This is a genomic window from Pleurocapsa sp. PCC 7319, assembly GCF_000332195.1.
Taxonomy (GTDB): Bacteria; Cyanobacteriota; Cyanobacteriia; order Cyanobacteriales; family Xenococcaceae; genus Waterburya.
This window is the reverse complement of the sequence record NZ_KB235919.1, coordinates 203,923-215,022: the sequence shown is the minus strand read 5'-3', so window position 1 is coordinate 215,022 and position 11,100 is coordinate 203,923. Positions and strand designations below refer to the sequence as shown.

Annotated in this window: 10 protein-coding genes and 1 pseudogene; 5 read left to right on the top strand and 6 right to left on the bottom strand. The window is 42.3% G+C overall.

All coding sequences use genetic code 11. The features are described 5' to 3' along the window. Positions 1–70: 70 nt before the first annotated feature. Together PLEUR7319_RS0102360 and PLEUR7319_RS0102355 are read left to right on the top strand one after the other, a co-directional pair. Positions 71–442, top strand: coding sequence for a four helix bundle protein (locus PLEUR7319_RS0102360; protein ID WP_019503604.1), 372 nt, complete (start codon positions 71–73; stop codon positions 440–442). Positions 443–587: 145 nt separating this feature from the next. After that, positions 588–1,769, top strand: a complete 1,182-nt coding sequence (locus PLEUR7319_RS0102355) for an acetyl-CoA C-acyltransferase (protein ID WP_019503603.1) — start codon at positions 588–590, stop codon at positions 1,767–1,769. 54 nt (positions 1,770–1,823) lie between these two features. On the opposite strand, the gene PLEUR7319_RS37690 is transcribed toward PLEUR7319_RS0102355, so the two are convergent. Then, entirely contained in the window at positions 1,824–2,393 is a 570-nt protein-coding gene (locus PLEUR7319_RS37690; RefSeq protein ID WP_019503602.1) for a hypothetical protein, read from the bottom strand. Between the two features lie 91 nt (positions 2,394–2,484). On the opposite strand from PLEUR7319_RS37690, the gene PLEUR7319_RS0102345 reads away from it, so the two are divergent. Further along, positions 2,485–4,989, top strand: a complete 2,505-nt coding sequence (locus PLEUR7319_RS0102345) for an acyl-CoA dehydrogenase (protein ID WP_019503601.1) — start codon at positions 2,485–2,487, stop codon at positions 4,987–4,989. A gap of 9 nt (positions 4,990–4,998) precedes the next feature. Beyond that, positions 4,999–5,922 carry an alpha/beta hydrolase gene (locus PLEUR7319_RS0102340; RefSeq protein ID WP_019503600.1) on the top strand — a complete coding sequence of 308 codons (924 nt, stop codon included), beginning with the start codon at positions 4,999–5,001 and terminating at the stop codon, positions 5,920–5,922. Positions 5,923–5,947: 25 nt separating this feature from the next. Here PLEUR7319_RS0102340 and PLEUR7319_RS33920 read toward each other — a convergent pair whose 3' ends face one another. The 3 genes from PLEUR7319_RS33920 to PLEUR7319_RS33915 form a co-directional block, all read right to left on the bottom strand. Next, the gene (locus PLEUR7319_RS33920) at positions 5,948–6,325 is read right to left on the bottom strand and encodes an NAD(P)-dependent oxidoreductase (protein WP_019503599.1); all 378 of its coding nucleotides are present in this window, start codon (positions 6,323–6,325) and stop codon (positions 5,948–5,950) included. A 195-nt stretch (positions 6,326–6,520) separates the two neighbouring features. Beyond that, a complete protein-coding gene (locus tag PLEUR7319_RS0102330; RefSeq protein ID WP_026102257.1) occupies positions 6,521–7,681 on the bottom strand; it encodes an iron-containing alcohol dehydrogenase in 1,161 nt (386 codons plus the stop codon). Between the two features lie 136 nt (positions 7,682–7,817). After that, a complete protein-coding gene (locus tag PLEUR7319_RS33915; protein WP_019503597.1) occupies positions 7,818–9,260 on the bottom strand; it encodes an aldehyde dehydrogenase family protein in 1,443 nt (480 codons plus the stop codon). Between the two features lie 152 nt (positions 9,261–9,412). Here PLEUR7319_RS33915 and PLEUR7319_RS0102320 point away from each other — a divergent pair. Beyond that, positions 9,413–9,763, top strand: a pseudogene (locus PLEUR7319_RS0102320) (Uma2 family endonuclease); the annotation flags it as partial. 67 nt (positions 9,764–9,830) lie between these two features. Here PLEUR7319_RS0102320 and PLEUR7319_RS0102315 read toward each other — a convergent pair. Together PLEUR7319_RS0102315 and PLEUR7319_RS33910 are read right to left on the bottom strand one after the other, a co-directional pair. Further along, on the bottom strand, positions 9,831–10,223 hold the full coding sequence (locus tag PLEUR7319_RS0102315) for a hypothetical protein (RefSeq protein ID WP_019503396.1): 393 nt from the start codon (positions 10,221–10,223) through the stop codon (positions 9,831–9,833). A gap of 95 nt (positions 10,224–10,318) precedes the next feature. Beyond that, positions 10,319–11,092 (bottom strand): IS4 family transposase, encoded by a 774-nt coding sequence (locus PLEUR7319_RS33910; protein WP_237743507.1) that lies wholly within the window; start codon positions 11,090–11,092, stop codon positions 10,319–10,321. Between the last annotated feature and the right edge of the window lie 8 nt (positions 11,093–11,100).

Below are 11,100 nucleotides of genomic sequence, written 5' to 3'. Positions count from 1 at the left end.
GTTCGGAATTAGAAATCTATTTAGTTGGGGAAAAATTATTTTGGAGATGCTTATGGATAGTTAGTTTATTATGAGTGATGAGAAGCAGAAAATTCAGGATAGAACCCTAAGTTTTGCGGTTAGAGTTGTGAAACTTTGTAAGTTTTTGTCAGAACAAAGTGATGTAACCAGGGTTTTATACAAACAACTAATTAGAAGTGGTACATCAATTGGAGCAAATGTTCGTGAAGCTCAATCTGCTCAATCGGATCGTGATTTTCTGCATAAATTAGAAATTGCCCTCAAGGAAGCTAGAGAGACGGAGTATTGGCTCATTCTTTTAGTAGAGGCTGACTTAGTTAAAGAACAAAGAATTAGATTACTCAGACAAGAATGCGAAGAGATTATCAAAATCTTAGTTGTCATAACTAAAAAAATTAAACAAAAAATACAAATGAGTTAGGAGTTAGTAGTTCGTAGTTAGGAGTTAGTAGAAAGAGAGTTGGTGATCAGTATTTCAGAGTTCGGAGTTATTAATAACTCCGAATTCCGAATTCCGAACTCTGAACTTAAATAAAAATTCCGAATTCCGAACTCTAAATAGGGTTATGAAAGAAGCATATATAGTCAGCAGTGTTAGAACTGCCATTGGTAAAGCACCACGGGGAACTTTACGTAACGTGCGTCCCGATGATTTAGGAGCGACTGTGGTATCAGGTGCGATCGCCAAAGTTCCCAACCTCGAACCAGAGCGAATCGATGATGTGATTATGGGGTGTGCTTTTCCCGAAGGGGAACAAGGATTTAACTTAGGTAGAATTGTCGCTCAACGGGCAGGATTACCTGATTCGGTACCAGGTTGTACGGTCAATCGTTTCTGTGCCTCGGGACTACAAACGATCGCTATGGCATCTCAGGCAATTATGACAGGACAAGCAGATCTTATTGTTGCTGGTGGTGCAGAATCCATGAGCTTAATGCCGATGGGTGGGAACTATCTTTCCCCCAACCCTGAGCTGATGTCAAACTCGCCCAATACCTATATCACCATGGGTATTACTGCCGAAAATGTAGCTAGAGAGTATCATATTTCCCGACACGATCAAGATCAATTTGCCCTGCGATCGCACAAACGAGCTTTAGCTGCGATCAGTAGAGACCGTTTCCAAGCTGAAATTATCCCCGTTAAATTTAAAGAAACTATCTATGCTGAGGGTAAACCTCAAACATTAGAACGGATATTTGAGGTAGATGAAGGACCTCGTAGCGATACCAGTATGGCAGCCTTGGCAAAATTAAAACCAGTATTTCATGCTCAAGGTACAGTAACGGCAGGTAACTCGTCGCAAATGTCTGATGGAGCGGCAGCAGCAGTGGTCATGAGCATGAGAATGATAAATCAGCTTAAAGTACGACCGATGGCTAAACTGCTAGGTTATGCCGTAGCTGGAGTCGCACCAGAAATCATGGGGATTGGACCAGTAGCAGCCGTACCCAAAGTACTCAAACAAGTCGGTTTAACCTTAAATGATATTGGGTTAATTGAGCTTAATGAAGCCTTTGCTGGACAGTCTTTAGCAGTTATTCGCAAACTGGGACTTGATGAAGATATTATCAACGTCAATGGTGGTGCGATCGCTTTAGGACATCCTTTAGGTTGCACGGGAGCAAAACTAACTGCTACTTTACTTCACGAAATACAAAGACGAGGTATTCGCTACGGCATGATAACCATGTGTATTGGCGGTGGTATGGGTGCTGCGGGAGTGTTTGAAAATCTGATGTTATGAATTCGGATTGGTAGGGGCGAACGGCCGTTCGCCCACACAGAATCAGTAATTTCTTTATCGCCAGTTTACAAACCACACTGAGTAATCATCAAGAAGTTGATAGTTTTTGGTATTCTCAGCAGTAGCTTTTAAATCTGATAAAGTGAGGCAAAATTTCTTCTTATCTGAGATTCTTTTAACGTTAACCAAGAGACCATAAGATTCATCCTGTACTCGATTTTCAAACCCCAGCAATTCATAAGTATCTTGATAAGAAGGTTTGGTTTTTCTTAACCGTTCGTGTTCCTTCTTAGAACCAGGGCCGATAGTGTAGTACTCTTCCCATCCAAAACACCCTAAATCTTCGATGCCTGTGACAGAACAAAGAGATGTTAAATGTTGTTCGAGATAACTGCGATAGGAAGCTAAAGTCTGAGCATTAACGTCTAACACTTCTCCGTCTTCATCTAAACCTACAATTGCGCCAATTCTTTGTTCTTGTTCCTTAACATTGGACTCAACATAAGGCTCATTATCATTTTCTGTTTTCAAAATGGTAATTTTCGGTTCCGATTTAGGTGACTTTTTACCTTTTTTCCTCTCAAACTTAAGTAGATCGCCGAATCCTTTCGATGTTTTTGCCATGACTTATAGATTTTTCGATATTACTATTTTTACCCCTCACTAATCACTAACTATTAATTACGTCATTTACATCACTAGTTTAGAAATCGTTATGAATATTCTCGAACTTAAAATCATTATCCCCACTTTTATTCTTCTTTTCGTTATCTTAGGTTACATCGGTGTTCCTCTCTGGTTGTGGTCTTTATATGTAGCCGCTATTTTAGGTATTTGCCATGTACCACTTTGGGGCTGGATTATCTTTGGTGTTGTAGCGTTAACTTTTAATCTTCCCCTGCTACGTCAAAGACTGATTACAGCCTATATTGTTAAAGCGATCGCCTCACTAAAACTCCTGCCCAAAATCTCTGATACTGAACGAGAAGCGATCGAAGCGGGAAACGTCTGGGTAGATGGTGAATTCTTCTCTGGTAAACCCAATTTCAAACGCCTCCTTGCAGAATCTTATCCACTAATACCTGAAAACTCCGAACTCCGAACTCCGAACTCCGAATTCAATAAAATCCGTTCTTTCCTCGACAACCAGGTAGAAACAGTCTGTCAAATGGCAACTGATTGGGAAATTCATTCTCGTCAAGATCTGCCTCCCCGAGTTTGGGATTATTTAAGACAAGAGCGTTTCTTTGGCATGATGATTCCCAAAAAATATGGAGGGTTGGGATTTTCTAACTTGGCATACAGCAGTATTATGACCAAGTTAGCTTCGCGTTCATTTACCCACACTGCTACAGTCGGGGTAACTAACTCTCTAGGACCAGCTAAATTACTCTTACGCTATGGAACAGAAGCTCAAAAAGACTATTATTTACCTCGATTGGCAAGCGGTGAAGAAATTCCTTGTTTTGCCCTAACTGAACCTAATGCTGGTTCTGATGCAGGTAGCATTGTGTCCAATGGAGTAGTATTTCAGGGCGATGATGGTAAATTATATCTGCGCTTGAACTGGGAGAAACGCTATATTACTCTTGCCACGATCGCGACTTTGATGGGATTGGCGTTTCGACTGCGCGATCCAGATAACCTATTAGGTAAAGGAGAAGATGTCGGGATTACCTGCGCCTTAGTACATACTAATACTCCTGGAGTAATCATCGATCACCGACACGATCCAATGGGCGTACCGTTTTATAACTCTCCCACCATTGGGCATGATGTAATTATTTCTGTAGACCAAATAATTGGTGGAGTTGAACAAGCAGGGCGAGGCTGGAAAATGCTGATGCAGTCTTTGGCTGCAGGACGAGGAATTAGTTTTCCTGCTACTTGCACTGGTATTGCTAAATTAGTCACCAGAGTTACAGGCGCATATGCCAGAGTTAGAAAACAGTTTGGACTAAATATTGGTCGTTTTGAAGGGATTGAAGAGCCTTTAGCTCGAATTAGCGGATTAACTTACTTAATGGAAGCAGCGAGACTGTATACAGTCGGTGCAGTAGATCGAGGTGAGCAACCGGCAGTAATTTCGGCGATCGCTAAATACAACTTTACCGAACTATCCCGTCAAATTATTAACGATGGCATGGATATTGTCGGTGGTGCAGGGATTTGTCGAGGTCCCAGAAACCTACTAGCTAATATATACACTGCTATACCCATACCCATTACTGTTGAAGGGGCAAATATTCTCACCCGCACGATGATTATTTATGGACAGGGTGTAATTCGTTCCCATCCCTATGTTTATCAAGAAATCGATGCTTTAAATCAATCCGATGTTCAAGCTTTTGATCGTGTTTTTTGGCATCATCTTGGTTCAATAGTACGTAATCTCTTCCGCGCTGTCTTACTTAGTTTTTCTCGTGGTTATTTAGCCCGTTCACCAGTAACTGGAACGACTGCGAAATATTATCGTAAGTTAGCCTGGGCATCAGCTACTTTTGCTTGTCTAACGGATCTATCCTTGATCACTTTTGGTGGCAGTCTTAAGCGGCAGGAAAAAATCACAGGTAGATTTGCAGATATTCTTTCTTGGATGTATTTAGCTACTGCTACTTTACGCCGCTTTGAAGCCGAAGGACGCAATCAGGCAGATCTTCCTCTTGTTCATTGGTCGCTGAAATATGCTTTGTCTCAAATTCAACAGGGATTTATAGGTATTTTTGATAATCTACCAGTACCTTTATTAGGAGTTATTACAGCTTGGTGGCGACTGAATCCTGTTGGTAAGATGCCCACTGATAAACTCGGCAGTCAGATTGCCCGCATTATCCAAACTCCAGGTTCTCAAAGAGATCGCCTGACCGCAGATATTCATATTCCCACTAATATCGAAGAAGCTTTAGGCAGATTAGAAAATGCATTCTTGTTATCAGTTAAAGCTGAATCTATCTTCCAGAAAATTAAAACTGCAACTAAAAAAGGTAAATTACCTGCGGGTAAACCCACAACCTTAGTTCGTGATGCTTTAGAACTAGGAATTATCGATCTCGATGAAGTCGAACTATTGACTCAAGCAGAATCGGCTCGCAATGATGCGATTCAAGTTGATTCTTTTACTTTGGAAGAATATCAAAGACATTCAGTAATTAGTGAAGGAAAAGATGACACAACCAAATTGAAACCCACAGTAAATAAACTGCATTTATTAGAGCAGTGAGGATACGAGATGAAGGTCAAAAATTTCAAACATCAAACAGGCAATTTTTCAGGTGCTGGTGGCGTTAGCTTATTTTATCAAAGCTGGCATCCTCAAGTCTTATCAAGGGCGATCGTACCGATTGTTCATGGTTTAGGGGTACATAGTGATATCTTTGATAACATGATCGAATTTCTGGTCAATCGTGACTATGCTGTTTATGCCTTCGATCTGCAAGGACATGGACGTTCTCCTGGTCAAAGAGGATACATCAATAGCTGGAGTGAGTTTCGAGAAGACCTCAGAGCTTTTTTGCAGTTAATTTCCAGCAAAGAAACTGATCTGCCAATATTTTTATTGGGTCAAAGTTTAGGGGGTACAATCGCTCTAGACTATGCCCTCCACTATGGCGATCGCCTACAAGGACTAATTTTATTAGCTCCTGCTTTACAAGTAGGTGTTTCTCCTTGGAAATTGACTATTGGCAGAATTCTTTCTCGATTTTTTCCTCGTTTTGCTTTAGATACAGGAATTGACATCACTGCTAGTTCTCGTAATGCGGAAGTACTTAGAGAACTAGCTCAAGATCCCCTGCGTCATACTCGGGGAACAGCACGATTAGCAACAGAATTTATTAATACAGTTGCCTGGATTGAAGCTCACGCATCAATGCTTCAAGTTCCTTTATTCATTCTTCACGGTGGAGCAGACCGAATTACCCTGCCTGAAAGTAGTCGTTTGTTGTTTGAACGAGTAACTTTGGCTGATAAAGAAATACGAGAGTATACTGAAAGCTATCATGAATTACATAACGATCTTAATTATCAAGATGTTTTCGTTGACATCGAAAATTGGCTAGCAAAACATTTGACGTGTGAGGGAGAAATCCCCTTGTTCCACGAAGTAACTGGGGGATACGAGGCAAAAACATACTTAAAAATTGAGGGATACTAAAAAATAAACAAATAACCAATTTTTGTTAGTGGGTAATTAACGGTGTTTGATGTAAATAGCGATCGCTATCTAGTTGTTTGACTAAAAAATCCGCGACATCGGCACGAGCAATAGTTTGAGCTTTTTGTCCTTTGAGATCGCTTAAAACTCGATAATCACCAGATTCTGGTTCATTAGTTAGTTCGGTGGGTCGAACTATAGTCCAGTCAAGATCACTCTGCATTACTTCTCGTTTCTGACGGTTTTTATCGACATAGATGCGTCCTAAAAGCAAGGGTAAGATTAATTTGTCGTACACAAATCTACCGTGTCCTTTAGTACCCACTTGATGATCGATGAGTAGCATAGTGGCATTATCGGGAGTTAGTTGGTCGAAAAAGATTTCCTGATCGCTATTAGTCATAAAATTGCTCGATTTAAGTAGAAAGAGATTAAAGTTTGATAGATATTAAAATGAGTGGCGTTGGTAAATGCGTAATGCTATTCATAATTTATTTGTCTGTTTGAAGATAATCTGGAAATTGGAGAGGCTTAGAGCTTAGAGCTACGAAGAATAACCTCGAAGTGCGACATTACATAATGACCAACGCCGTTAAATTTAACCCCCGTGCCATGCTTGTTGAAACAGTCGTTCCATTTCTGACTGGCTTACTTGTCGGGGATTGGTCAAACAGCAGGGATCTTGAAGTGCATTGGTTGCCATCAAAGGAATTGCCGACTCTTCGACTCCCAATTCAGCTAGAGTGGAGGGAATGCCTAGTTCCTGATTGAACCGACGCAGTTTAGTCAGTACATAATTGATCGCTTGTGTAGTAGATTGCCCTACTTCTGCTCCCATGACTTGAGCGATCGCAATAAAGCGATCGGGTACGGCTTCGGCATTGTAAGCTTCAACATAGGGCATCAACACCGCATTGATAACACCGTGAGCCAGGTTATGATACACTCCACCAATCTGATGGGACATGGCATGAACATAACCGAGACTGGCATTATTAAACGCCATTCCTGCCAAAAATTCGGCATAGGTTAAATCCGCTCGTGCCTGTTCGTTTTTACCGTCTTTATAGGCTGTAAGCAGTGATTTTCCTATCAGTTGGATCGCCTGGAGTGCGCCAGGATTAGTTAGGGGAGTGGCAGCCGTAGAGACATACGCTTCGATCGCATGACTGAGGGCATCCATACCCGTGGCAGCAGTTAATCCAGGAGGCATCCCCACCATCAGTTCTGGATCGTCAACGGAAACACTGGGAGTACAACGCCAATCAACTACGGGAAATTTAGATTGCCGTTCTTCATCAGTGATGATGGCAAAGCGGGTCATTTCGCTGCCCGTTCCTGATGTGGTATTGACAGCAAACATGGGTAGCATTTTTGTTTTCAGTTTGTTTACCCCAGCATAGTCTCGAATCGAGCCACCATTATTAGCGACAATGCCAATGCCTTTAGCGCAGTCGTGGGGCGAACCACCGCCAAAGGAAATAATGAAATCGCAGTTTTCTGCTTTGAGTAATTCCGCGCCTTCTTGGACTTCCGCTACAGTAGGATTGGGAGTAACGCGATCGTACACTGTATATTCAAGACTGAGTTGAGTCAGTAAGTTAGTCAGAACTTTGGTTGCCCCTACTTTACGGTGTAAGACTTCATCCGTTACAATTAGTGCCTTGTTGTAGCCCTCTGTCACCATTTCATCCCCTGCACTTTTGAGGGCACCTTTTCCAGCAATGTTCATCGGGGGCATGAAGAAATATTCAGCCATGATTTACCTCTAGTTTGGAATGGTAATTAAACCGCGAAGCGGTTAGCTCTTAGCTTTTAGCTCTTAGCTGTTAGCTTTGTTAAATAATAAGTTGGAATTGAGAGGCAAATGTTTGCCACCAAAATTTTTCCACCTGTTAACCACAGGCAAATGAGGTGTGATGAATTCCGTCTAGTCGCACGTATACGGCTTTGGTTTCGGTATAGGCTTCAAAGGCTTCTTTACCACGATTGCGTCCCCAGCCCGATTGTTTGTAGCCACCAAAAGGCATCGCAGCATCAAAGACGTTGTAGCAGTTGATAAATACAGTACCTGCGCGAATTGCTTTAGCAACTTTGTGAGCATTGCTTAAATCCGTCGTCCAAATACCAGAACCTAGTCCGAACTCGGTATTGTTGGCTTTTTGAACCAAATCTTCCAAACCGCTAAAACGTTCGATCGATAACACGGGACCAAAGATTTCTTCGCGCACCATTTTCATCTGGGAATTGGTATTCACAAACACGGTAGGTTCGACAAAAAAGCCTTTATCGCCAACTTTATGTCCGCCTGTGGTGATTTCTGCACCTTCATCCAGACCCGATTGGATATAGCCGAGAACTGTATTTTCCTGATTTTTAGATACCAATGGCCCCATTTGGGTGTCAGCATCTTGACCAGAACCGAGGCGAATGGTTTTGGCGTAATCGCTGATACCTGCCACGACGCGATCGAATATCTTTTCCTGTACGTACAGGCGAGAACCCGCACAACAACACTGACCGTGATTGAAGAAGATTCCTTCGGCAGCACCAGGAATGGCAACTTCAAGATCGGCATCATCCATAATAATATCTGGAGATTTTCCACCCAACTCTAAGGTGACTTTTTTCAAATTGCTATCGGCAATGGCTTTGAGGATACCCCGCCCAGTGCGAGTAGAACCTGTAAAGCCAATTTTATCCACATCGGGATGACTGGAAAGACGCGCCCCCGCATCAGAACCAGCACCTGGAACGATATTAATTACTCCTTCGGGAATACCTGCTTCTAAAGCAAGTTCGCCAAAGCGGAGGATCGATAGGGGTGTCACTTCCGAGGGTTTTAAAACGACGGTGTTACCCGCAGCAAGACAGGCTGCCATCTGCCAACCCGCAGCGATTAATAAAGGATAGTTCCAAGGAGTAATCAGTCCCACAACTCCAATTGGTTCGCGGAGAGTGTAAGCGTGAAATTCTGCACCAGGAACGGCAATATCCGAGACGGGAACGACCGAGCCTTCAAGAGTGCGAACCCAACCCGCCATGTAGTGAAACAAATCAGCCGTCAAAGGAATATCGGCAACTCTAGCTACACTTACAGGTTTACCATTATCAAGGCTTTCTAACCAAGCCAGTTCGTCGGCGTTTTCCAGAATCAGATCGCCTAAGCGATAGAGAATGCGCTGTCGCTGGGATGGGGTCATCGACGACCAAGAACCCCGCTCAAAGGCTTGACGAGCAGCAATAACCGCGCGATCGATGTCTTCAACTCCACCTTGAGCTATATCTGCTAGTTTCTCTTCAGTGGCAGGATCGATGGTGGCAAAGTCTTTTACCAACCTATCGCTCTATTTTTTATGGGTTCAAAGTTATAAACTTATCTCTAACTAAAGTTGAGTCTTTGTAGATCGCAGTCACTCGAAGTTCAATTGTATCGATTAAAACCATACAACATACGATGAAAAAATTATCAAAACAGGAGATATAGCCAATGACATCCCTACGGCGATCAAATCCCATACCTACCCTGGAAGAATTTTTAAAATTACCAGAAACCAAACCAGCAAGGGAATATATCAATGGAAAAATTTATCAAAAACCGATGCCACAAGGAAAACACAGCAGATTACAAATTAAATTAGCTTCCGCTATTAATGAAGCAGGAGAAAAACAAAAATTAGCATACGCTTTTCCTGAGTTACGCTGTACTTTTGCGGGACGTTCGATAGTTCCCGACATCGCTGTATTTGAATGGCAGAACATTCCCTTGGATGCCAATGGACAGATAGCTAATAGGTTTACTATAGCCCCAGACTGGCTAATTGAAATTCTCTCCCCCGACGGGCGACATATGCGCTGACTTTTCACGGCATCTTTGGAAAAGAGTATAAGTTAGGTAACAATGTTCGCTAACCTTTGCTGAATCTTGATGCTTCCTCTACCAAATCCTCCAACCCCATTGAAAGTGTACTCATCCCTCGCTCCAATGCTTCAATTCGGCCACGACGAGATAGAGCTTCAACCGCGTTCAAATAATCTTTACTTCCAGCTTTGCCTAAATATCGATGACGAGATGGAGTCCCATTTTTGGTGACAAAAATCGGTTCATGGGACATCCATTTGTAATACCAATAACGACCCCCCTTTTGTCCTTTGGCTTGGTAACGGACAATCCAACAACCAGACGGAGCAATTTCTCCTTCAGAGCGGATGTCTTCAATATCTTGTTGGAGTTGTTTGAGAAGATGTTTAAGTTCATCTAGACGACTGGCTACATCCTTCTGTTGACGGGCATTGGGCATAGTTAAGACCAGAAAAAGTCCTAATTCATTATGTAATAAAGTTCGCTAACCAAATCCTTATCCTACTCCCGCACCTCGTAGCAATCAACTCCCTCCTAAACTTTAAAATGGGAGCGTAATTGCCATCCTTCACACAAAGATTGCAATTCTAAAAATCCGCGCCATAAAACGGTAATACCAATATTACTTTTCTTTCGATGACTCAAGTAACCGCCCAAACGAGCTACAGCTTGCATCGCCCAGGCTACCGTCAAATCTACTACGGGGACTGATTTTCTTCCTTTGGCAGCTAAAACCTCAAGTTGTACCTCATTTAAAACCGAAGATGCCGGTGCTTCTGGTTCGGTTCGATTTAAATAAGTCATTTTTAACAATTGTGCCGCAATATTTGTTAAAAATCCTAATAATACCTGCATACTATTTCCAGATAGACGATAGCTTTCCGCCTTACATCCTGACTTGAGAATTTTATGATATTCTTCAATTCGCCAACGGTAAGTGTACCACCGTAAAATGGTTTGTGCCTGTTCCTCATTTGTAACGGGTTCTGTAGTCAAGATCATCCATTCTACGCGTTCACAGCCCTCTGGGGGGTCAATTTCTACGGCATAAACCCCATAAACTTCAAAAGATTCTGGTTCTTTAATTCTGGCGGGACTACGAAGTTTAATAGGTGCATATCTAATTGCCAAAACTGCGATTCGCTCTGTCCTCTGTTTGGTTTTGGCTAGTTCTATCGCTACTTCCATCTTGATCGGTTGGGATGGTAGCCATGACCATAGATAACTGTTTTCTCCCTCAAGTGCTCGATTATGTGCTGCTCTTACTACTAACCCTGTATTTGAGGTTTTATATGAAGTCCGTTTGATTAGTTCTA

Coding starts and splice junctions, on each gene's coding strand:
- PLEUR7319_RS0102355 (WP_019503603.1), top strand. CDS start 588: ATGAAAGAAGCATATATAGTCAGCAGTGTTAGAACTGCCATTGGTAAA.
- PLEUR7319_RS0102345 (WP_019503601.1), top strand. CDS start 2,485: ATGAATATTCTCGAACTTAAAATCATTATCCCCACTTTTATTCTTCTT.
- PLEUR7319_RS0102330 (WP_026102257.1), bottom strand. CDS start 7,681: ATGGCTGAATATTTCTTCATGCCCCCGATGAACATTGCTGGAAAAGGT.
- PLEUR7319_RS0102360 (WP_019503604.1), top strand. CDS start 71: ATGAGTGATGAGAAGCAGAAAATTCAGGATAGAACCCTAAGTTTTGCG.
- PLEUR7319_RS0102340 (WP_019503600.1), top strand. CDS start 4,999: ATGAAGGTCAAAAATTTCAAACATCAAACAGGCAATTTTTCAGGTGCT.
- PLEUR7319_RS33920 (WP_019503599.1), bottom strand. CDS start 6,325: ATGACTAATAGCGATCAGGAAATCTTTTTCGACCAACTAACTCCCGAT.
- PLEUR7319_RS37690 (WP_019503602.1), bottom strand. CDS start 2,393: ATGGCAAAAACATCGAAAGGATTCGGCGATCTACTTAAGTTTGAGAGG.
- PLEUR7319_RS0102315 (WP_019503396.1), bottom strand. CDS start 10,223: ATGCCCAATGCCCGTCAACAGAAGGATGTAGCCAGTCGTCTAGATGAA.